20 protein-coding genes are annotated in these 22,302 nt (G+C 64.0%); 8 read left to right on the top strand and 12 right to left on the bottom strand.

Annotated elements, in window-relative coordinates; translation table 11 throughout:
* Nucleotides 1-44: 44 nt before the first annotated feature.
* Both PQR32_RS21125 and PQR32_RS21120 read right to left on the bottom strand, forming a co-directional pair.
* Nucleotides 45-428, bottom strand: coding sequence for a c-type cytochrome (locus PQR32_RS21125; protein ID WP_132375377.1), 384 nt, complete (start codon nt 426-428; stop codon nt 45-47).
* Between the two features lie 58 nt (nt 429-486).
* On the bottom strand, nt 487-855 hold the full coding sequence (locus PQR32_RS21120) for a c-type cytochrome (RefSeq protein WP_132375378.1): 369 nt from the start codon (nt 853-855) through the stop codon (nt 487-489).
* A gap of 470 nt (nt 856-1,325) precedes the next feature.
* Between PQR32_RS21120 and PQR32_RS21115 the strand changes: the two genes are divergently transcribed.
* The 5 genes from PQR32_RS21115 (at nt 1,326) to PQR32_RS21095 (ending at nt 6,974) form a co-directional block, all read left to right on the top strand.
* Nucleotides 1,326-2,168, top strand: a complete 843-nt coding sequence (locus tag PQR32_RS21115; RefSeq protein WP_408231200.1) for an AAA family ATPase — start codon at nt 1,326-1,328, stop codon at nt 2,166-2,168.
* 119 nt (nt 2,169-2,287) lie between these two features.
* Entirely contained in the window at nt 2,288-3,463 is a 1,176-nt protein-coding gene (locus PQR32_RS21110; protein WP_408231198.1) for a vWA domain-containing protein, read from the top strand.
* Between the two features lie 40 nt (nt 3,464-3,503).
* The gene (locus tag PQR32_RS21105) at nt 3,504-4,724 is read left to right on the top strand and encodes a benzoate/H(+) symporter BenE family transporter (protein WP_408231195.1); all 1,221 of its coding nucleotides are present in this window, start codon (nt 3,504-3,506) and stop codon (nt 4,722-4,724) included.
* Between the two features lie 397 nt (nt 4,725-5,121).
* The gene (gene tal / locus PQR32_RS21100; protein WP_408231192.1) at nt 5,122-6,075 is read left to right on the top strand and encodes a transaldolase; all 954 of its coding nucleotides are present in this window, start codon (nt 5,122-5,124) and stop codon (nt 6,073-6,075) included.
* A 485-nt stretch (nt 6,076-6,560) separates the two neighbouring features.
* Nucleotides 6,561-6,974, top strand: coding sequence for a VOC family protein (locus PQR32_RS21095; RefSeq protein WP_408231189.1), 414 nt, complete (start codon nt 6,561-6,563; stop codon nt 6,972-6,974).
* Nucleotides 6,975-7,022: 48 nt separating this feature from the next.
* Here PQR32_RS21095 and PQR32_RS21090 read toward each other — a convergent pair whose 3' ends face one another.
* The 6 genes from PQR32_RS21090 to PQR32_RS21065 all read right to left on the bottom strand — a co-directional run bounded on the left by PQR32_RS21090 (nt 7,023) and on the right by PQR32_RS21065 (nt 12,570).
* The gene (locus PQR32_RS21090) at nt 7,023-8,147 is read right to left on the bottom strand and encodes an FUSC family protein (protein ID WP_408231186.1); all 1,125 of its coding nucleotides are present in this window, start codon (nt 8,145-8,147) and stop codon (nt 7,023-7,025) included.
* 149 nt (nt 8,148-8,296) lie between these two features.
* A complete protein-coding gene (gene mctP, locus PQR32_RS21085) occupies nt 8,297-9,847 on the bottom strand; it encodes a monocarboxylate uptake permease MctP (RefSeq protein WP_408231183.1) in 1,551 nt (516 codons plus the stop codon).
* Nucleotides 9,847-10,086, bottom strand: coding sequence for a DUF3311 domain-containing protein (locus tag PQR32_RS21080; protein WP_408231180.1), 240 nt, complete (start codon nt 10,084-10,086; stop codon nt 9,847-9,849). The genes mctP and PQR32_RS21080 overlap by 1 nt, the downstream gene beginning before the upstream one ends.
* Before the next feature lie 407 nt (nt 10,087-10,493).
* Nucleotides 10,494-11,417 (bottom strand): class I SAM-dependent methyltransferase, encoded by a 924-nt coding sequence (locus PQR32_RS21075; RefSeq protein WP_408231177.1) that lies wholly within the window; start codon nt 11,415-11,417, stop codon nt 10,494-10,496.
* Nucleotides 11,414-11,887 carry a DNA-deoxyinosine glycosylase gene (locus PQR32_RS21070; protein ID WP_408231174.1) on the bottom strand — a complete coding sequence of 158 codons (474 nt, stop codon included), beginning with the start codon at nt 11,885-11,887 and terminating at the stop codon, nt 11,414-11,416. The genes PQR32_RS21075 and PQR32_RS21070 overlap by 4 nt, the downstream gene beginning before the upstream one ends.
* On the bottom strand, nt 11,887-12,570 hold the full coding sequence (locus tag PQR32_RS21065; protein ID WP_408231172.1) for a chorismate--pyruvate lyase family protein: 684 nt from the start codon (nt 12,568-12,570) through the stop codon (nt 11,887-11,889). The genes PQR32_RS21070 and PQR32_RS21065 overlap by 1 nt, the downstream gene beginning before the upstream one ends.
* Before the next feature lie 240 nt (nt 12,571-12,810).
* Here PQR32_RS21065 and PQR32_RS21060 point away from each other — a divergent pair, with 240 nt between their 5' ends.
* Nucleotides 12,811-13,317 carry an OmpA family protein gene (locus PQR32_RS21060; protein WP_408231169.1) on the top strand — a complete coding sequence of 169 codons (507 nt, stop codon included), beginning with the start codon at nt 12,811-12,813 and terminating at the stop codon, nt 13,315-13,317.
* A 63-nt stretch (nt 13,318-13,380) separates the two neighbouring features.
* Here the strand turns inward: PQR32_RS21060 and PQR32_RS21055 are convergent, their stop codons facing one another.
* Together PQR32_RS21055 and PQR32_RS21050 are read right to left on the bottom strand one after the other, a co-directional pair.
* Complete coding sequence (locus PQR32_RS21055) at nt 13,381-15,198, bottom strand: tetratricopeptide repeat protein (protein WP_408231166.1); 1,818 nt, start codon at nt 15,196-15,198, stop codon at nt 13,381-13,383.
* A 50-nt stretch (nt 15,199-15,248) separates the two neighbouring features.
* Nucleotides 15,249-17,057 carry a hypothetical protein gene (locus tag PQR32_RS21050; RefSeq protein WP_408231163.1) on the bottom strand — a complete coding sequence of 603 codons (1,809 nt, stop codon included), beginning with the start codon at nt 17,055-17,057 and terminating at the stop codon, nt 15,249-15,251.
* A 275-nt stretch (nt 17,058-17,332) separates the two neighbouring features.
* On the opposite strand from PQR32_RS21050, the gene PQR32_RS21045 reads away from it, so the two are divergent.
* The gene (locus PQR32_RS21045; RefSeq protein ID WP_408231160.1) at nt 17,333-17,602 is read left to right on the top strand and encodes a hypothetical protein; all 270 of its coding nucleotides are present in this window, start codon (nt 17,333-17,335) and stop codon (nt 17,600-17,602) included.
* Between the two features lie 145 nt (nt 17,603-17,747).
* Here the strand turns inward: PQR32_RS21045 and htpG are convergent, their stop codons facing one another.
* The gene (htpG, locus tag PQR32_RS21040) at nt 17,748-19,646 is read right to left on the bottom strand and encodes a molecular chaperone HtpG (RefSeq protein WP_408231157.1); all 1,899 of its coding nucleotides are present in this window, start codon (nt 19,644-19,646) and stop codon (nt 17,748-17,750) included.
* Between the two features lie 207 nt (nt 19,647-19,853).
* A complete protein-coding gene (locus PQR32_RS21035; protein ID WP_408231154.1) occupies nt 19,854-21,314 on the bottom strand; it encodes an aminotransferase-like domain-containing protein in 1,461 nt (486 codons plus the stop codon).
* A gap of 263 nt (nt 21,315-21,577) precedes the next feature.
* On the opposite strand from PQR32_RS21035, the gene PQR32_RS21030 reads away from it, so the two are divergent.
* The gene (locus PQR32_RS21030; RefSeq protein ID WP_408231151.1) at nt 21,578-22,279 is read left to right on the top strand and encodes a VOC family protein; all 702 of its coding nucleotides are present in this window, start codon (nt 21,578-21,580) and stop codon (nt 22,277-22,279) included.
* The last annotated feature ends 23 nt before the right edge of the window (nt 22,280-22,302 follow it).

Below are 22,302 nucleotides of genomic sequence, written 5' to 3'. Positions count from 1 at the left end.
GCCGAAGCGGGGTGCTGTGCAATCTGGAAACCGCGCAAGCTCGTTTACTTCTTCTGCACCAGATCGCCGTTCAGCGATTCGACATAAGCGGCGATGTCTTTCATGTCGCTTTGCGACAGGCTTTGCACCTGCGCCTGCATGATCGGGTTGTTGCGACCGAGGTGCGGGTTGCCGTTGCCCATCTGGTACTGACGCAGCGCCCAGTAGACGTAGTCGGAATGCTGACCCGCGAGCTTCGGATATTCCGGGCTCACCGGCTTGTTCAGGTTCACGCCGTGGCAGGCCGCGCAGTTGTGGCTGTCGGACAGCACCTTGCCGTTGCCGGCGTCGGCGGCATGCGCGACGTTCGCTGCAACCAGACCGATCACTGCCGCCGACGCGCATGCGGCCTTGAACACCGTGTGGAGTGCCTGTTGGGGCTTATTCATGAATTCTCCTATCCCGCGAATTTATTTGCCGAGTGACTGGATGGACGACCGCGGCCGGTCACTTGTCGGGATTGCTCTTCGAAGAGGAATTTTGCGCTGCGTAGTAGGCAGCGATGTCGGCGATGTCCTGATCCGACAGCGACGCGGTGATGGCGCGCATTGTTTCGAAATGGCGGTCGCCCTTCTTGTAGCCATGCAGGGCGTTCTCGAGGTACGCCTGGTTCTGCCCGCCGAGCATCGGCACGCGGTAGACCTCAGGGTAAGCCGTGCGGTATTCAGGGATGCCGTGGCAGCCAATACACATCGCGACCTTGCCTTGGCCCGCCTTCGCGTTGCCGACGACATCCGCTGCCTGCGCACCGGCCGTATAGCCCGCGAGCACCGACAGCGCTGCGATCACGACGTGTTTGCCAACGAATTTATTCATAGCATGTAACCTGGCTTGAGGGGAAACGGGCGACCAAAAAGGCAACGGCCCGCGCCGTTATTCTTATAGGGAGCCACGCAGGCCAAAAAAATCGGGCTAATTGTACCGCGACGCCGCGCCGAACGTCCACCGCGCGGGGCCGCGGCGCTTCCGGCCACCGCAAAGCCACGGCTAGCGCCGCTTTGCTCCGCCGCGCCCGATCCGCAAGGCATGGCGGCCGCCGTCGCATGCAGGCCGCTCGCGCCGGTTCGACAGGGCATCCGACACCGCACCCACGCTGCATTCGGCCCGCTGCGCCCGGCGCGCCCGCCCACCGGGCCCGCCGGGCGAGCGTTCGGACCGCTCGCCAGCGCCGCCTGCGCACTCGCTTCGCGCTACGGCACCGCGGGTGACACCTTACGCGAGGCGGTTTCAGGCCAACAGGCCTTCTGACTTATACTGGGTTTTTTCCCGAAAAAGAGCATCTCGCCATGCGTTTCGAAGGCTCATCGCAGTACGTCGCCACCGACGACCTCAAGCTCGCGGTCAACGCCGCGATGACCCTCAAGCGCCCGTTGCTGATCAAGGGCGAACCCGGCACGGGCAAAACCATGCTCGCCGAAGAGGTCGCCGCCGCGCTCGGCATGCCGCTCCTGCAGTGGCACATCAAGTCCACCACCAAGGCGCAGCAAGGTCTGTACGAGTACGACGCGGTGTCGCGCCTGCGCGATTCGCAACTCGGCGACGAGCGCGTCAAGGACATCGGCAACTATATCGTCAAAGGCGTGCTGTGGCAGGCGTTCGAGTCTGACGAGCAAACCGTGCTGCTGATCGACGAGATCGACAAGGCCGACATCGAATTCCCCAACGACCTGCTGCGCGAACTCGACCGCATGGAGTTCTACGTGTACGAGACGCACGAGCTGATCCGCGCGAAGCAGCGCCCGCTCGTGATCATCACCTCGAATAACGAGAAGGAGCTGCCCGACGCGTTCCTGCGCCGCTGCTTCTTCCACTACATCAAGTTCCCCGACCCGGTCACCATGCAGCAGATTGTCGAGGTGCACTATCCGGGCATCAAGAAAGAACTGCTCGCGGCCGCCATGCAGAGCTTTTTCGAACTGCGCAACGTCGCCGGATTGAAGAAAAAGCCGTCCACCTCGGAACTGCTCGACTGGCTCAAGCTGCTGCTCGCCGAAGACATTCCGCCCGAAGCGCTGCGTTCGTCCGACCAGAAGCAGATCATTCCGCCGTTGCACGGCGCGCTGCTGAAGAACGAGCAGGACGTGAGCCTGTTTGAGCGGCTGATCTTCATGAATCGCAACAACCGTTGATTGATCGTTGATTGATCGTTGATTGATCGTGACTGAGCGCCGGATGGTCGCCGACCGGCCGCCAGGCCGCCATTGAAGCGCGCGCCGCCCCGACCATCCGCCGCCGCAGAGGACCCAGCATGCTGATCGACTTTTTCTACTCGCTGCGCGCCGCCAAACTGCCGGTGTCGGTGAAGGAATACCTGACGCTGCTCGAGGCGCTCAAAGCCAACGTGATCGCGCCGTCGCTCGACGAGTTCTACTATCTAGCGCGCATCACGCTGGTCAAGGACGAACAGTATTTCGACAAGTTCGACCAGGCGTTCGGCGCGTATTTCAAGGGCGTCGCGCAGGCCTCGGAGCTCGCCTTCGACGTCCCGCTCGACTGGCTGAAGAAGAAGCTGCAACGCGATCTTTCGCCGGAAGAAAAAGCGCAAATCGAGGCGATGGGCGGCCTCGACAAGCTCATGGAGCGCCTGAAGGAGCTGTTCGACGAACAGAAGGAGCGCCACGAAGGCGGCAACAAGTGGATCGGCACGGGCGGCACGTCGCCGTTCGGCAATGGCGGCTACAACCCGGAAGGCGTGCGCATCGGCGGCGACGCGGCGGGCAACCGCACCGCCGTCAAGGTCTGGGAAGCGCGCGCCTACCGCGACTACGACGACCAGGTCGAAATCGGCACGCGCAACATCAAGATCGCGCTGCGCCGCCTGCGCCGGTTCGCCCGCGAAGGCGCCGCCGAAGAGCTCGATCTGCCCGACACGATCCGCAGCACCGCCGCGAACGCCGGCTGGCTCGACCTGAAGATGGTGCCCGAGCGGCACAACAAGGTGAAAGTGCTGATGCTGCTCGACGTGGGCGGCTCGATGGACGATCACATCAAGCGCACCGAGGAGCTGTTCTCCGCCGCCAAAGCCGAGTTCAAGCACCTGGAGTTCTACTACTTCCACAACTGCGTGTACGACTTCCTGTGGAAGAACAACCGCCGCCGTCACGCCGAGCGCATGCCGACGTGGGACGTGCTGCACAAATTCACGTCCGACTACAAGCTGATCTTCGTCGGCGACGCGACGATGAGCCCGTACGAAGTGCTGCAGCCGGGCGGCTCGGTGGAGTACAACAACGCCGAAGCCGGCGCGGTATGGCTGCGCCGGCTCGCCGATCATTTCCCGCACCACGCGTGGCTCAATCCCGAACCGGAAGGGCTGTGGGCGTACCGGCAGTCGGTCAGCGCGATCCGCGAGGTGCTCGGCCACCGCATGTACCCGCTCACGCTCGCCGGCCTCGAGACCGCCATGCGCATGCTGAGCAAATAGTCGGGTCACGTTTCACCTTTAACGATAAGAAAGCATCTGCATGAGTCCGTCTTCCACGCCCGATTTGTCCCCTGCCGCCACTCCGCCCGGGCGCCTCAATCCTTTCGCCGACACTTCGCTGTCCGCTGTCGTCGCCGGTTTCGTCGCGATGATGACCGGCTACACCAGTTCGCTCGTGCTGATGTTCCAGGCGGGCCAGGCCGCGCATCTGAGCGACGCGCAGATTTCGTCGTGGATCTGGGCCTTGTCGATCGGCATGGCGGTCTGCACGATCGGCCTCTCGCTGCGCTTTCGCGCGCCGATCGTGATCGCCTGGTCGACGCCCGGCGCGGCGCTGCTGGTGTCGTCGCTGCCGCATGTGGCGTATGCGGACGCGATCGGCGCGTTTATCGTCTGCGCGCTGCTGTTGACCCTGGTCGGCCTCACCGGCTGGTTCGATGCGCTGATGCAAAAGATTCCGGCGGGCATCGCCTCGGCCTTGCTGGCGGGCATCCTGTTCGAGATCGGCATCGAGATTTTCCGCGCCGCGCAATTCCAGACCGCGCTCGTGCTGACCATGTTCTTCACCTACCTGATCGTCAAACGGCTCGCGCCGCGCTATGCGATCGTCACGACGCTGATCGTCGGCACGGCGGCCGCCGGCGGGCTCGGGCTGCTCGACTTCAGCCGCTTCCACGTCGCGCTGGCGCATCCGGTGTTCACGATGCCGGCGTTCTCGGTGGCGGCCAGCGTCAGCATCGGGATTCCGCTTTTCGTTGTGGCGATGGCGTCGCAGAACGTGCCGGGCATCGCCGTGCTGCGCGCCGACGGCTATACCACGCCCTCCGCGCCGCTGATTTCGACCACCGGCATCGCCTCGCTCCTGCTCGCGCCGTTCGGCTCGCACGGCATCAATCTTGCGGCGATTACCGCGGCGATCTGCACCGGACCCGAAGCGCATGAAAACCGCAACAAGCGCTATACGGCGGCGGTGTGGTGCGGCATGTTCTACCTGATCGCCGGCGTTTTCGGCGCGACAATCGCCGCGTTGTTCGCGGCCTTGCCGAAGGCACTGGTGGTCTCCGTCGCGGCGCTGGCGCTGTTCGGCTCGATCATGAGCGGCCTCGCCAACGCCATGCAGGACCTGAAACAGCGCGAGGCGGCGCTGGTCACGTTCATGGTGACTGCGTCCGGGCTGACTTTGCTGTCCATCGGCTCGGCTTTCTGGGGGCTGGTGGCGGGCGTGCTCACGCAAGTGGTGTTGAATGCGCGGCGCGGCTGACGAGGCAGCCGGGCGAGGCGACGACGGCTCGATGTCCAACCGCCTGGTGTAGGTAACGGCGTTTGGCAACCGCGATTGGCAAAGGCGGTTGGCCAACGCAGTTGACAAATCAGTCGGCAAAAAGCGCTCGGCAGAATCTGTCAGCGCCAGATCGGCCCGCCGAAAATGCCGCCTGAAATCCGTGTGAACGGATCGCCGGGGGCAAGTGTCAATACTGCATCAGCCGATCCGCCATAGAATAGAAGCATCCGGCAGCGCTTTCCGTCAAAATTCCCCGGCAAGATGGCGGGTAGCGCTGCAGCGTGACCCGCGGCCGCCGGATCCGGTTTGCGTTTCAGGCCGGTGGCAACCTCATTTCTCCTGAACCACGGCGCGCACGCGCCCTGAAGGCTCGAACATGACAACCGCACTCGATCAACTCAAGCAATACACCACCGTCGTGGCCGATACCGGCGACTTCCAGCAGCTTGCCCAGTACAAGCCGCAGGACGCGACCACCAATCCGTCGCTGATTCTGAAAGCGGTGCAGAAAGACGACTACAAGCCGCTGCTCGAAAAGACCGTCAAGGCGCACGCGTCGAAGCCGGTCGGCGCGATCATCGACCAGTTGCTGATCGCCTTCGGCACCGAAATTCTCAAGATCATTCCGGGCCGCGTGTCGACGGAAGTGGACGCGCGCCTCTCGTTCGACACGGAAGCCTCGATCGCCAAGGGCCGCGAACTGATCTCGCTGTACAAGGAGCACGGCATCGGCCGCGAACGCGTGCTGATCAAGCTGGCTTCCACGTGGGAAGGCGTCCGCGCGGCGGAAGTGCTGCAGAAGGAAGGCATCCACTGCAACATGACGCTGCTGTTCTCGCTCGCCCAGGCGGCTGCCTGCGCCGAAGCGGGCGCGCAACTGATCTCGCCGTTCGTCGGCCGGATTTACGACTGGTACAAGAAGAACGCCGGCAGTGCGTGGGACGAAGCGAAAGATGGCGGCGCCAACGACCCGGGCGTCAAATCGGTGCGTCGCATTTACGCGTACTACAAGAAGTTCGGCTACAAGACAGAGGTGATGGGCGCGAGCTTCCGCACGCCGGGTCAGATTCTGGAACTGGCCGGCTGCGATCTGCTGACCATCAGCCCGGATCTACTGCAAAAGTTGCATGACAGCACCGATAAGGTGGAACGCAAGCTGTCGCCGGATATCGCCAAAGATGCGGATATCGAACGCGTGCCAGTTGATGAATCGTCGTTCCGGTTTCTTGTCAATGACGAAGCCATGGCGACTGAAAAGCTCTCTGAGGGGATTCGCGCTTTCGCTGCGGACGCGGTTAAGCTGGAAAAGCTGATCGAAGCGTTGCGGTAAGCGTCGCTCGCGCTGCTTCAGGCCGGCGCTTCACACACGCGGCCTTGGACTTCACGGTTCAGGGCCGTGTGCCGTTTACGAACCTGCGGCGCTTGCGGTTGCATTTGATCTGCGTCGAGCACCGCCGCGCCTACGACATATAGTCACAATTGCCGCCTGACAGGCGACTAGAATCTTCTGCAAGGGCGTTTCACGGTGGTCTATTAGCGTTGCCCCTGTGCGGGGCGGCACCTACTTTCTTTGCCGCGGCAAAGAAAGTAGGCAAAGAAAGCCGCTTCACACCGCTAATTCTTAAGCGGGACCCCCGCGCAGCCACGGTAGTGGTGCATCTGGAATCCGTGCCCTCGCACATTCCGCGCTTGTGACAAAGCGCTCATTCTTCCGGCGGCGCTGCGCGCGCCGTCGCGGTACTTCTTCAAACCATGCGCGCTTGCGTGGCTTTTTTGCGGGGGATGTCGCGCTGCTTACCCTTTCCGGAGACGATCATGCTGGTTCAACCTTACGTATTTTTCAACGGACGTTGCGAAGAAGCGCTCGACTATTACTGCGCGAAACTCGGCGCTCAGGTGACCTTCAAGATGCGCTATAAGGAGGCGCCGCCCGATCCGCAAAATCAGCCGCGGCCGGGTCTCGAAGAAAAGATCATGCACGCCAACGTGCGGATGGGTTCGACCGACTGGATGGCCTCCGACGGCCATTGCGATCCCGCTGCCACGATGAACGGCTTCAGCCTGTCACTGACCGCCGACGACGCCGCGTCCGCCGAAAAGTACTTCAATGCGCTCGCCGACGGCGGCCAGGTGACGCTACCGTTTCAGCCGACTTTCTGGAGCAAGGGCTTCGGCATGGTGGTCGACCGCTTCGGTCTCATGTGGATGGTGACGGTGCCGGAAGGTTGAGCGTGGCGGGCGTGGCAGACGCAGAAGCAAGCGCAATCCCACCCCGCCCTAAACCTTCCCCAGAATCCCCGAACGCCGTTCGATGTTCCAGTTCGGCTCGGTTTCCAGCAATCGCTCGCGCAGCCGGTCCACCTGTTCGGCAAGCCGCTGTCCGAGCCAATACGGCCCCTGCAATTCGGGCGGCAGCTTGAGCGCCGCGTCGCCGTGCCTCTGCGCGAGCGGCGACGCGGCCGGAATGCCGAAGTGGGTCGCCCGCCCAAAGCGCAGGCCACGCGCCATCGCCAGCAGAATCGAGCGCACGGTGCGCACCTCCACGCCGCAGTGCGCGGCATACGCGGCGCGCGCCACGGCGTCGGCGTGCATCAGCGGACCCGTGGCGAGCAACTCCAGCGAACTGAGCACCGAGCGGTGCAGCCGCTGAATCTCTTCGAGCTTCGACTGCGGCACGTCGATTTCCTTCGCCACCGATGGCATCAGCGAACGCAATTGCACAAGCCGCTTGTTGATCGCCAGAAAGCGCTTGACCTGCTCTTCCTCGCTGATCGTCTCGCCTTCCAGCAGCCGCGTGTAGACGCGCGCGCATTCGCGAAGATTCGTCGCGAGCCCATAGCGCCACGAATAGGTGGCATGCAGCGGCAGCGCAAACGAAAACGCCAGCGCGATCACGATGCCGATCAGCACGTTCAGCGTGCGCCACAATCCGACGTCGATCAGGTTGTCGCCGTGGCCCGCGACGATACACATGGTGATGGCCGTCAACAGCCCGATATAGCCAGACGAGCCGATCGCGAACCACGCGCAGATGCCCGCGACGATCGACATCAGCACATAGGTGAGCGGCGCCGACCCAGTGAGGTTCTGCAACACGATCAGCGCGAGCCCGATCGACGCTCCCAGCAATGTGCCCGCCGCCCGCTCGGCCGCCTTCTTGCGGATATTGCCGTGATGCTGCAAGCCGCCGATCACCACCAGCAAAGTGACCGACGACCAGATGCCGTGCGGAATGTCGATGCCGGTGGTCGCCAGAATCGAAACCAGCATGGCCAGCCCGACACGCAAACTGTGCAGCACCTTGGCATGGCGATAGCGGTAGTAGGGCGACGTAACCGCGCGAACCATCCGGCTGAGCGCCGAGCGGCGTGGAATCACAGTGTGGGAATCGGCAGAAGCCATGGCGGCGCGCTCGATGCGGTGAAGGTCGGTCCCGCTATCCTGCCCTGGAGTGGCGCTATAAGACAAACGCCCGCACACCTTCGTGTGCGGGCGTTGCAGTCTTCAAGCCGTCAAACAACGTGAAGCGGCGCGACGTAAAGCGGTCGTGATCAGCTTTCGACCACGTCCAGATAGTCTTCCGGACGGGTACGGTCTTCGGCGCGCTGCATACCGGCCGCGCGCACCAGCAGGCTCACCACCACCGCCACCACCAGGTTCACGATCAGCGACCACACCGCCGCGTAGCCCGGAATCGCCATGCCGAACAGGTGGATCGTGAAGATCGAGCCGGCCAGCTTCAGCGAAATCGCCATCCATGTGCCGGTTGCGATGCCGACCGCCCAGCCAATCAGCAGGCCGCGGTAGTCGAGCACGCGCGTGTACAGACCCAGCACGATCGCCGGCAAGGTCTGGATGATCCAGATACCGCCGAGCAACTGCAACTGGATCGCGTACGTGAGCGGCAGGCCGAGAATGAACGCCACCGCGCCGACCTTGACGATCAGCGAGACCAGCTTCGCGACGTTGGTCTCCTGCTCGTTCGTCATGTTGCGATTGACGAACTCCTTGTGGATGTTGCGCGTATACAGATTTGCAGCCGCGATCGACATGATCGCCGCCGGCACCAGCGCGCCGATGCCGATCGCCGCGAACGCCACGCCGACGAACCACGACGGGAAGTAATGCAGGAACAGCGCCGGCACCGCGAAGTTCGGGCCGAACGCCTTGAAGTACGGCGCGAACTCCGGCATGTCCTTCACACCCGAGGCCAAAGCCATGAAGCCGAGCAGCGCGAGCAGGCCGAGCACCAGCGAGTACGCCGGCAGCATCGCCATATTGCGGCGGATCGTGTTACCCGACTTCGACGACAACACCGCTGTGATCGAGTGCGGGTACAGGAACAGCGCGAGCGCCGAACCCACCGCGAGCGTCGCGTACGCGCTGTAGCCATTCAGGCTCGAGACATCCGGCGCCTTCAGCAGCAGCTTGGCCGGCGGCACCACGCTGAAGATATGACCGAAGCCGCCCAGTTGCGGCGGAATCACGATGATCGCGGCGAAGATCGTGATGTAGATCAGCACGTCCTTGACCACCGCGATCATGGCCGGCGCGCGCAGACCCGAGGTGTACGTGTACGCCGCCAGGATCGCGAACGCGATGATCAGCGGCAGATCGCCGACGAAGCCCTTGGTGTCGAAACCGAGCGCGCCGATCACCACTTCGATACCGACCAGTTGCAGCGCGATGTACGGCATGGTCGCGACGATGCCGGTCACGGCGATCGCCAGAGCGAGCATACGGCTGCCATAGCGCGCCGACACGAAGTCGGCCGACGTCACGTAGCCCTGACGTTTGGCGATGCTCCACAGTTTCGGGAACACGACGAACGCGAACGGATAGATCAGGATCGTGTACGGCAGCGCGAAGAAACCGGTTGCGCCCGCACCGAATACCAGCGCCGGCACGGCGATGAAGGTGTACGCGGTGTACAGGTCGCCGCCCAGCAGGAACCAGGTGACGACGGTGCCGAAGCGCCGCCCGCCAAGGCCCCACTCTTCCAGATGCGCGAGATCGCCGCGCCGCCAGTGGGCCGCGATAAAGCCGAGAATCGTGACGCCGATGAAAAACAGAACGAAGACGAAAGTTGCAATCGCGTTCATTATCGTGCGCCCCCCTGCGAACGGCCGCTGGAGCGCGTCTTGGTCTTGAAGTACACGAGCGCCGTGATGATCGCGCTGATCAGCACCCACAGGAGCTGATACCAGTAGAAGAACGGAAAGTCGAACAGCACCGGTTCGACCTTGTTATATGACGGCACCCAGATCATCGCGATCCAGGGCAACAGCAGCAACCAGAGCCAGTGTTTGCTGGCCTTGTTCGCGTCGGCGTCGTGAGCCATGACGTCTCCTCTTCCCTATTATTGAAATGTTGGCCCGTGTTTGACGGGAGGTGGATCCCATAGCGGATGGCCACGGGCGCCCCGAAAGCTTCGAAAGAGTATAGGAGCGGCGAACGCGCGGTCAAGCAGGGACGACCCCAGCACGACCGTGCGTTCAGGGGCCGGCGGGACGCTGTTTCAACGGGCGTATTGGAAGCGCTGCAGCGGGACGCCTAAGGCCGCGCGGCTTGGGTCTGACAGGCCGGCCCGCTTCGCGAGGAAGAGGACCGGCTGTTCAATGCGCGATGGATGTCGCGGCGAACGTCGCGTGGGCGCAACGGCAAGTGGCGCGTTGGCCCGGACATTCAGTCCATGCACCGCTTTGGATCGGACCGGCTTGCGCGGCCCGACCGCTTAGGTCGTCGCAATCAGACCGAGAACGAGGCGCCGGTCTGCCCGGTCGATTCCTGCAGACCCTTGATCCACTTGCGCGCCGGCAAGCCGAGTTCCGCTTCGATCAGCTTGGCGCGCGCTTGCAGCGCCGTGAACGGCACGTCGAGCGCCGGACCCGAGAACGCGATCGCGATGCGGTTGCCGTCGTGTACTTCCGGCAGCGCGACCACGCGGCCATCGAAGGTTTCGTTCAGACGCTTCATATTGCGCACGAAGCTCGGGTGATCGCCGAACAGGTTCACCGTCACCACGCCCGCGTCGGTCAGGCACGCGCGCACCGCACGATAGAAGCCGACGCTGTCGAGCACCGGGCCGCGCGCGGTCGCGTCATAGACGTCGATCTGCAGTGCGCCGATCGTGCCGTGGTTGGCGCGGTCGTTGACGAAGTCCCATGCGTCGGTTTCGTGCACCGTCAAACGGGCGTCGTCGTGCGGCAGTTCGAACATCGTGCGCGCGGCCACCACGACCGCCGGATTCACTTCCACTGCCTCGACCTTCGCGCGCTTCAGGAACCGGTGCGCGAACTTGGTCAACGCAGCGGCGCCCAGACCGAGCTGGACGATGCGCTTGGGCGTTTCGATGAACAGCAGCCAGGCCATCATCTGCTGCGCGTATTCGAGTTCGATGTGATCCGGCTTGCGCAGACGCATCGCGCCTTGCACCCACTCCGTGCCGAAATGCAGAAAGCGCACGCCGCCCTCTTCCGAGAACGTCACCGGCGCAAAACGCGGCTTGCGCGGCGCTTCGATTTGCGGCGCGTCGTACAGATCGTCGTCGTGCGAAACGCGCTTTTTGGTGCGCGTGGTTTTCTGTTCTCTTTGTTTACCGCCGGCGACGTCAGCGTCGCGGTTGCGGAAGGCACGCGCTTCAGCCGAAGCGCGCTTGATCAATGTCGTCATGTAAGGATGTCGCGCCAAAGACGCAATTTTTGGTCGAACGAGAGCATAGCATTCGCCGGACTCGACGAAGGCAATACCAGGGTGACGTAGCCCGCCGCGCCGATCACCGGCGCGAAGCGGCCCGCCGTCTTGCCGTTGAAGCAGACTTTGGCGAGCTTCGGCGCGTGGGCGCGCAACGAAGCAAAATCATTGGGGCTGGCATTGCGGATCGCCGCGTCGAGACTGCCCTCGCGCGTGCAGGCGGCGAGCACGTCCCACACGCCGATGCCGTGCGCAAGCACGCGACGCAGACGCTCTTCGTACGTCAGTTCGGCGAGCGGCTCGTCGAGCACGGTGCCGAGCAGGCGCCAGAACTGGTTGCGCGGATGCGCGTAGTACTGCGTCGCGGCAAGCGACGCCTCGCCGGGAAAGCTGCCAAGAATCAGCGTGTGCGTATCCGCGGCGACGACGGGAGGAAAGCCGCGCAGCATCAACGGCTCCGTTCGTCGGACGCGCGCGTTGCGGGATGCGCGCGCGATGCGGTGTGATCGAGCGGACGGCCGTGTTCGCGCACCCGCGGATGCGCCAGCCACTCGTCCGATCGGCTCGCCTCGGACAAACTCGCCAGATGCGTCCATAGCGCCGGCAACATGCATTCGGTCACCATCAACGGCGCGTCGTGGCGCTCGAACACCGAGCGGCGCGCGAGTAGCGCGTGCGGCGGCGGCCCGTCGACCTCACGTGCCGCGAGGTGATAGAGCGGATGCCGGGCGGTCAACCTGCGGCTCACCAGCGACGAACGCGCCACGCTGCTATCGCTATACAGGAGTTCGGCCAGCGGCCGCGTGCGCAGGCGCCGCATGGCCTGCCACACACCCGCGCTCGCGGCGAGCGGCGCGACGCTATGCGCCGCCACGAACGGCACGCCGTCGACCGACAGCACCACTTCCCGGACCCAAACCGGCGCACGCGGCGCGAGGCCGAGCGCGGCACTCTCGTCGGCCCACGGCAGCGCGACGCCTTCGCGCGTCACGCGCACCGCCACCGCGCCGAGCGCGCGCAGATGCGCGGTCAGTGAACCACCTCGGGTCAGCCAGTCTTTCTGGGCGGCGCTAAAGCCGGCTAAGGGAGCGACGCGCCAGTGGGCGTCGGCGGCATCGAAACGGATAGACATGGTGTCGGATTATAACGGCGTGGCTGTCGGACCATTCCCTGGCGCGCAGGCTCTTCCCTTCATCAGATTCCATCGAATACGACACCGGTCGTGAAGCACCTCCACCGGCGTGTCGATTTCAGATAGTTCCGATTCTCGGCGGCTCGCGTCGCGCGATAAAACCTCCGTGCTTTGCAAAGCCGGCCGCCCACGCTCGAATGGCGCGCCACGTGAACGAATAATCAAGGAGAAAACACGAAGATGAAGAACATTCTGGGCACAACCGCATGCGCGATCTCTGTCCTGCTGGTGGCAGGTTGCGCGGCTCCGCTGAACCGCGATACGGAGACATCGTTGAACAAGGCCGTTGGCATCGAGGTGGCACCGGTCGCCGGCGGTGTCGCGGTCAAGCTGCCCGAAACCGCGCTGTTCGATTTCAACAAATCCGACGTGCGCAGCGACGCGGCCGCGGTCATCGATCGTTCGGCCGTGCTGCTCAAGCGCAGCAAGAAACCGATTGTCGTCGAGGGCTACACCGACAATGTCGGCACGCTCGAATACAACCAGCAACTGTCCGAAGCGCGCGCGACCGCGGTGGGTTATGCGCTGGTGGCGCGTGGCATCGCGATGAACCGTATTCGCACGAAGGGCAACGCGTACAACGATCCGGTGGCGAGCAACGATACGCCCGAAGGCCGCGCGCTGAATCGCCGCACCGAGATCGTCGTGCGTGGTGAGACGATGGATACGTTGATGGGGAAGAAATAGCCAACGGCCATTTCGCGGCCGCCTTCAAATAGAAACCCGGGCGCGCATGAGGCCGCCCGGTTTTCAATCAGCGACAAAATCGCGCAATGCCCGTGCGACCTCGTCGAGCACCGTGTCCCACCGCCCCAACTCGCGCTGCCTGAACAGACGCGCCGACGGATACCAAGGACTATCGTCGCGCTCCGTCATCCAGCGCCAGTCGGTGAACGTGGGCACCAGCACCCAGACCGGCGTGCCGCATGCGCCGGCCAGATGGGCAACCGCCGTGTCCACCGTAATGACCAGATCGAGCAACTGCACGATCGCCAGCGTGTCGGCGAACGTGCCGATCTCCGGCCCGAGCCTGTGCATGCCGATATCCTCGCGCCACGCCACTGCCTCGTTCTGTGCCTCGCCCTTTTGCAGCGCGAACCATTGCACGCCCGTCTGCTGCAAAACCGACAGCCATTGAGGCAACGGAATCGACCGATAGCGATCGAGCCCATATGCCGGATTGCCGGCCCAGACAATACCGATGCGCCTTCCAGGCGGATTGCGCGCGTCGGCCGCACAAATCGCGTCGAGCCGGTTCTGCCAGCGTTGCACCTGCGCCGGTTCCGCTCGCAGATAAGACGTCGCGAGCGGCAGCATCGGCAGATCCAGCTTCATATGCTCCGGCATTCTGAGCATGCGGCACCAGTAGTCGTACGGTCCGGGCGGCGCGGTGGTCCACGCGGCATGCACGCCGGCCGTTCTTCGCGCCACGTCGCCCAGCGGAGCCTCGACCCAGACGTCGACCTGCGCGCCGCGCCGATGCAACCACTCGGCCATGCGCAAGAACTGCAGTTGATCGCCCAGCCCCTGCTCGCCGACGAGCAGAAAGCGACGGCCCGTCACCCGCTCGCCTTGCCACTCCGGATAAGGCGGCCGAACCAGATCGTGATTTTCCGGCAGGGCCTCATGCCAGCGGTACTGCTTCCAACCGTTTTCGTGGTCACCGGCGCGCAGTTGTGCGGCTGCGAGATTGAATTGCATCTGCGGATGATCGGGCATCAGCCGCGCTGCTTCGACGGCATGCGCGTGCATGGACGGAAAGTCGCCCAGCATATTGAACGCAAATGACGCGTTGTGATGCAGCCAGCCGTTGTGCGGATCGACGCCGAGGCCGTCGATGGCGACGCTGATTGCATCCCTGAAGCGCTCCACGCCGTTCAATGCAAAGGCCACCTGTTGTAACGCGGATGCGTCGCCGGCGAATCGAGCGCGCAGTTCGGCGAGCACGCCGTCGATCCCCGCACCGCGCTGCGCTCCCGACAACGCCGCAATCAGTTCGAGCGCGTCCGTCAGATGCGTCGAGTCGAGCGTCCACGCACGCAGCCAGTAGTCCACGGCGTCCTGATAGCGTTCAAGCTCCATACTGATCTGTGCGAGCGCGCGGACGGCATGATGCAATGTCGGCTCGAGTTCGAGCGCCTCGAGGTAGTGCCCGCGCGCTTCGACGAGACGCTTCGCAAGCTTCAGGCAATCGCCGAGATTCCGATGCAGGCTCGCGGTGCCGCCACTCAGAGCCATCGTGCGATGGTAGAACGCTTCGGCCGCGATCAGCTCGCCGCCCAGCGCGGCGATCAAGCCGCGATGCTCCCAGATATCCGCGCGCTCGGGCGTGAGGCTCAATGCCTGATCGAGATACTCGCGCGAACGATCGGGCCGATCGACGCGAAATGATGCGAGGCCAAGACGATGGAGCGCGTGCACGTTGTGCGGTTGTTTGACGAGAAGGCGCTCGTAGTCGGCAATCGCCTGGTGATGGCACCCCGCGGCGAAGCAGGCGTCGGCACGCGCGGTGATCGCGCCGACATCGTTGGAGACACTGGTCTGAAGTAGGAATTCTGGTTCGTGCATCAAAGTCGATCAGTTGCGTGAGTTGCTCAACCTGCGGTGGCTTGCGCCGCTCAGGCTGTCCGGTCCGGCGCCATCATCATCTTCAGACGCGCGACCACCCGCTCGGCCACCGGCGCCCACTGTGCGGGCTGTGGCTGTCGGAATAGCTCGACCGAGTCATACCAGGGCTGCGCCTCTTCGTCGCCCCACGACCAGTGCGAGACGTGATCGAGCATCGCGAGCACGCGATGCCCTAACGCGCCGCCGAGATGCAACGGTGCGCTGTCGATCGTCACCAGCGCGTCCAATGCGGTGAGATGCGCCGCCACATCGTCGAAGCCGTCTTCGTAACCGCCGGTCAGATCGCACAGGCGAAAACCCTGCGCGGCGAGCGCCGTCACATCGGCATGGCGCCCGGGCGTGAGCGGATGGAATACGACATCCGGCAGCGTCAGCAGCGGCGTCAGCGTCGCTAGTGGAATAGACCGCTTGGCGTCGCGCCGATGTGTCGGGCTGCCCGACCAGACGAGACCGACGTGCCACATCGCATCGGGCGCGTGCGCGCGGATCCGGGCGCGCCACGCCGCGACTTTCGACGCATCGGCCTGCAGGTAGGGCGCGCCGCGAACCTGCTCCGGTTCGAGACCGAGCACGAGTGGCAAGCTCATCAGCGGCAAAGCGTAATCCGGTGAGCCGAGCGGACCTTCTTCGATCGACAGGCAATCCGCGTAAAAACGCGCAAACAGCGGTTGCAACGCGCGACGCACGGCAAGCACCAGCCGGCCGCCTTCGTCACGCACGCGTGCCGCCAGATGCGGAACGAAGCGGACCATCTGAATGTCGTCGCCGCTGCCCTGCTCGCTGTGCACGACCAAGGTCTTGCCGGCCAGCGCCTCGCCATGCCAGCGCGGACACAAACGCCTCATCACGCTCACGACGTTGTTCTGTTCGCGGTCATCGCGCGCGAGACGCGCCTCGAAACCCGGCCACGCGCTCGACCAATCGCCGCGCCGTAGTTCCAGGTCCGCGAGATCGACCGCTGCCTGCACCGCCGACGGGTCGATCGCGAGCGCCGCACGCAGCGCCGACTCGCTGTCCTCGTAGCGCGCCTGCTCGTTCAGATACATGCCGATGGCCGCCAGCACGTCCGCATTGCCGGGCGCGACGGCGTCCACGGCGCGCATGGTGGCCTCCGCCGCTGCCGCGTCGTTGCACTGCCATTGCGCGTGGCTGAGTTGCCACGCCATTTCCACATCGGCGGGATTGCGCGCAAGACTTTCGCGGCAGATACGCTCGACCGCCGGCCAATCGCGCATCTCGCGCAACGCCAGCACGAGTTGCAGCGGCAACGCCGGATCGACCGCGGGGTCGAGCGCATACGCCCGCAACAACGCCGCGCGACGCTCGTCCCGCGCGCTCGTCTCGGGCAGCGCCGCCAACGCGATCGACAACCACCACGGCGCGCGCGCGTCCTGCGCCGCTCGACGTTCATAGGCACGCAAGATTCGCGCGGCCGCCGACTGCGCGCCGCATGTGTCGATCAACCACACGACCCAGTCGATCGTTGTTTCGACCGGCTGCGCGGCCACGGCCCGCTCGCTGTCGCGCTGCGCAGCGCTGGTGTAGCCGAGCGCGTCGGCGAACAGCGCGACCCGCGCATGGCGCGCTCCGTTCGCGCACGCTTGCGCCTGCGACGCGCTGTGATACGCCTCTTCGAAACGCCCCGCGCTCGCGCACAAGTCGGCGTGCAACTGCGGCGTCGCGCCGGCCACAGCGAATTCGACCGCGCGACGCGCGGCGGCATCGAAGCCTTGCTCACGCAGGATCGACCACAGGAGATGAACGGAATCGAGAGGTACTGCCAGGGCGGAATCGGACATGGGAATTCAGAGCGTTGTTGTTGTCATGCGCGAAGGCGTAATCACAAAAATAGGACCGGTGCTTTCAATGCTTAGAAATTGAAAATAATGCTTCAAGCCTCCGAATAGAAATCGCGCGAGCATAAGACAAAGCCGAGTTTTTATATCTCATAAACCAATCTCAATTTAATGACGTTGATTCTGTTTAGTTAGTTAACCATAATTAATTTCGGTCGACTACGAACGGCATCCCGCTAGTCGATCCAGGTTGACTCACTACAACAAAGGAGCATCGTTTGAATACGGCAAATCAGAAGGAAACGTCCGACCGCATCGCTCATCTGGCTGCGGTCGTTTTACGGCGCGTAGGTGTCGCGCAATTGGAAAAAGAACTGGCAGGCTCGGCGCTGGCGCAACACCACACGTCGAAACAGACCAGCAAGGCCATCGGCAGTCTCGCGGCGAAAGTGCTCGCCGATCACGCTTCGTGTCACGAGGCAAAAGAGTTGGCCGGCTGCGTGCTCTCGCAAGTGCGTCATCTGGACGGACCAGCGCCCGCGCGTTAAGCACTCGGCCTGAGGCGGCCGAAGCGGAGTCAACTGCACTTCACTCCGTGACGCCGCGTCACGCAAAAAAAATGCGCTGCCGAAGCAGCGCATTTTTCAACCCGGCAACGTCAGTCCGACGCTGCTGATCAGGTTCGACCCACGCTCAATTCGCGCGCGCCAGCAGCAGCGCATTGGTGCGCTTCACAAAGCTCGCCGGATCGTCCAGCGCGCCGCCTTCAGCGAGCAAGGCCTGATCGAACAGCAGATGGCACCAGTCGTCGAAGTTCGCACTGTCCGCGTGCAGACCCTTCACCAGCGCGTGCTCCGGATTCACTTCGAGAATCGGATGGAACGACGGCGCTTCCTGCCCCGCGGCCTTCAGCATGCGTTGCAGATAGCCGCTCATTTCACCGTCGTCGGCAACGAGGCAGGACGGCGAATCGGTCAGGCGGAACGTGAGACGCACGTCCTTGGCCTTGTCCTTCAGCGCTTCCTTCATCTTCTCGACGAGCGGCTTGAACTCTTCGCCGACCTTTTCCTGCGCCTGCTTTTCCTCGTCGTTCAACGCGCCCAGATCGAGGTCGCCGCGCGCCACGCTTTGCAGCGGCTTGCCTTCGAATTCGTTCAGGAACGACAGGATCCACTCATCCACACGATCGGTCAGCAGCAGCACTTCCACGCCCTTCTTGCGGAACACTTCGAGATGCGGGCTGTGGGTCGCGGCCTGCCAGGTGTCGGCGGTCACGTAGTAGATCTTGGTCTGCTCGGGTTTCATGCGTGCGACGTAGTCGGCCAGCGACACAGTCTGCTCGGGCGTGTCCGTATGCGTCGACGCAAAACGCACGAGCTTCGCAATCCGCTCGCGATTGGCGAAGTCTTCGCCGATGCCTTCCTTCAGCACCTGGCCGAATTCCTTCCAGAAACCGGCGTACTTTTCCTTGTCCGCCTCGTTATCCGAGTTGGCCAGCTCTTCGAGCATGGACAGCGAACGCTTGGTCACGCCTTCGCGGATCGCCTTGACATCGCGGCTTTCCTGGAGGATTTCGCGCGACACGTTCAGCGGCAGATCCGCCGAATCGACCACGCCCTTCACGAAACGCAGGTAGGCCGGCAGCAGTTGCTCGGCGTCGTCCATGATGAACACGCGCTTCACGTACAGCTTCAGGCCGCCGCGATGATCGCGGTTGAACATGTCGAACGGCGCGTGGGTCGGCACGTACAGCAATTGCGTGTACTCGCTGCGGCCTTCCACGCGGTTATGCGTCCACGTGAGCGGATCCTGATGATCGTGCGAGAGGTGCTGATAGAACTGCTTGTACTGTTCTTCGGTGATGTCGTTCTTCGCGCGGGTCCACAACGCGCTGGCCTGGTTGACGGTCTCGTCCTCGTCTTTCGTGACCATCTCGCTCTTTTCCGCGTCCCACTCTTCCTTCTGCATCAGGATCGGCAGCGCGACGTGGTCGGAGTACTTCTGGATGATCGATTTCAGACGATGCGACGACAGCAGGTCGTCTTCATCGGCACGCAGATGCAGCGTGATGGTCGTGCCGCGCGCGGCGCGCTCGATCTGCTCGACGGCGAAATCGCCCTCGCCCGCGCTTTTCCAGCGCACGCCTTCCGAGGCCGGCAAACCGGCGCGGCGGGTCTCGACCGTGATCTTGTCCGCGACGATGAAGCCCGAATAGAAGCCCACGCCGAACTGACCGATCAGCGTCGCATCTTTCTGCTGGTCGCCGGAGAGCTTGCCGAAGAATTCCTTGGTGCCCGAACGCGCGATCGTGCCGAGGTTGGCGATCGCTTCGTCGCGGCTCATGCCGATGCCGTTGTCGTCGAGCGTGATGGTGCGCGCGGCCTTGTCGTACGACACGCGAATCCGCAGGTTCGGATCGTTTTCGTACAACGCGCTGTTTTCGATCGCTTCGAAGCGCAGCTTGTCGGCCGCGTCGGACGCGTTCGAAATCAGCTCGCGCAGGAAAATTTCCTTGTTGCTGTACAGCGAATGGATCATCAGGTGCAGAAGTTGTTTCACTTCTGCCTGAAAGCTCATGGTTTCTTGTGCCATGGTCGGACTTCCTCTCTGTTGCGAATGGGGTTCAAGTCGGGTGCGGCGCCGTTCGTTGCGGTCGGCCCTGCCGGCTCGCCGCCGGCGTAACGCCCGCGGGCCGACCTTGCGCCGACGCGGCTACCGCCGGCGGCCGCAAAGCGCCCGGGGCTCCCGAGCGGCGGCTTGCCGGATTGTCCGCGTAATTGGGGGCAAGCCGGCGCGGTTTCAAGAGGCGCGGCGCGCCACGCTGTCGAGATAACGGCACAAAAAGCTTGCCAGCTCCGGATCGCCGCAGTTGGAGATATTGAAGCGCATCCAGGTGGTCGACGATTGCTGCGGGGAAAACAGACTGCCGGGCGTTAGCAGAAAGCCGGCTTCGTGGCCGGCGGCCGCCAGCGCGTCGGCGTCGACGCCCGTGTCGGCCCACAGGAACATGCCGGCCATGGGCGTCAGGAACAGCTTCAGGCCAGTCTTCTCCAGCATCCGCACGGATTTCTCACGCACGCCGTCGAGCCGCACGCGCAGCCGTTCGACATGCCGCCGGTAGTGGCCTTCGGTCAGAATCTTGTACAGCACACGCTCGTTCAGTTCCGGGCTCGTCATGCCGATCAGCATCTTCTGGTCGCTGACCGCCGTGGCCACTTCAGGCGCGCAGGCAACGAAACCGACCCGCAGATTCGGCGCGAGCGTCTTCGAAAAACTGCCGAGGTAGATCACGCGCTTCAACTGGTCGAGGCTCGCGAGCCGCGTGCCGGGATAGCTCGGCGGACACAGATCGCCATAAATATCATCTTCGACGACAATGAAATCGTACGCTTCGGCAAGGCGCAGAATCCGGAACGCCTGGGCCGCCGTGAGCGACGTGCCGGTCGGGTTCTGCAGCACCGAGTTGATCACCAGCATTTTCGGCCGCCACGTCTGCACGAGCGACTCGAGCGCGTCGAGGTCCGGGCCGTCCGGCGTGTACGGCATGCCCACGAGGCGCGCGCCCTGCGACGCGAAACGCCCGAACATCTGAAACCACGCCGGATCGCCGACGATCACGGCATCGCCCGGCTTCACGTAGATGCGCGAGATCAGGTCGATGGCCTGCGTGATGCCGGACACCATCACGATCTGATCCGGCGACGCGCCGATCTCCAGTTCCTCGAGCCGCGTCTGCAACTGCTGGCGCAGCGGCAAAAAACCCTGCGGCGTGCCAATGCCGAGCATCTGCGCGCCGCTTTGCCGGCCGAGCGTGCGCAGCGCGTTGGTGATCAAATCGCCGTCGAGCCAGCGCGCCGGCAGATAACCGAGGCCGGGACTGCGTTCGGGCCGCGCGCCGGTGTGCAGCATGTTGCGCAGCAGCCAGACCACATCGATCGTCGCGGGCGCCGGCGCCGCTGCGGTGAGCGGATGAATCTCGGCGGTGGTGCTGGCCGCGGCGCCCAACCGCTCGCGCACATAGAACCCCGAGCCGCGCCGCGACTCCAGAAAACCCTGCGCCACCAGCCGTTCGTACGCCTCGACCACGGTGAAGCGCGACACGCCCTTGTCGAGCGCGAGCTTGCGGATCGACGGCATGCGCATGCCGGGGCGGAACACGCGCTCCTCGATGCGGCGGCGCGCCCACTGGACGAGCTGCTCGACCAGCGTTAGCGAGGCAGTGTCGTGCGGGGCGGGAATCTGGGCGAGCGGGACGGACATGACGGGCTCCAACTGTACCGAACAGTATCGAACCGATTGTACCGTTACTGTGCCGGTCGGCATCGCTACATTTGAGATAAGTAAAGGATGGAATGCGGCACGGCAAGCCTTACGACGCCCACGTGCTCTCCGGCAAAACCCTGCCGAACACCCATCCGCATGGCCCGCCGATCCGGCAAACGGTTATGCTTACGGCCCCGGCAGCGTTGCCGCGACACCCGGCGCGCTCCGGTTTACCGCAGAAACCGTTTCCCCGATCCGTCATGACTGCTCATCCGCTCCGCCTCGATCACCTCGTGATTTCCGCCCGCACCCTCGACGAGGGCACTCAGTACGTCGCCGATACGCTCGGCGTCGCACCGGCCGGCGGCGGCGCGCATCCGCTGATGCGCACGCACAACCGCCTGTTGAACCTGTGGGGCGGCGTGTATCTGGAAGTGATCGCGGTCGATCCGCAGGTCGTGTCGCTGGCCAGTGCGCCGGCCGACGGCAGCGCGCCGCGCCCCCGCCTGTTCGCCCTCGACGACCCGGCGACGCACGCGCGGCTCGAAAACGGACCGTATCTGTCGCACTGGGTCGCGCGGGTCGAGCGGCCGAAACATCTGCCGACGTGGCAGGCGCAGTATCCGCAGCGCATTCCTCCTGTCGTGCCGATGACGCGCGGCGATTTCACGTGGGGCCTGACGGTGCCCGACAACGGCGCGTTCCCCGCCTGGCAAGGCATTGGCGACGGTGTGCTGCCCTCGCTGATCCAGTGGGACACGACGAAGCATCCGTCGACGGCCTTGCCGGAAACGGAGATCTCGCTGAAAGCCTTGAGAGGCGCGCATCCGCAAGCCGACACGGTGGCCGCGCAATTGCGCTGGCTCGGCGCGGCGCATCTGATCGCGTTGCAGCCTACGGAAGGCGCACCGGCGCTCGTCGCCGAGTTTGAAACACCCGACGGTCTACGGACCCTTAAATAAGCAGCGCGCGCGGGTCGCCGACT

It is taken from the genome of Paraburkholderia dipogonis (genome assembly GCF_046027395.1).
GTDB classification, from domain to species: domain Bacteria; phylum Pseudomonadota; class Gammaproteobacteria; order Burkholderiales; family Burkholderiaceae; genus Paraburkholderia; species Paraburkholderia dipogonis_A.
Note: the sequence above shows the minus strand (reverse complement) of the source record. Positions and strands in the feature narration are given on the sequence as shown.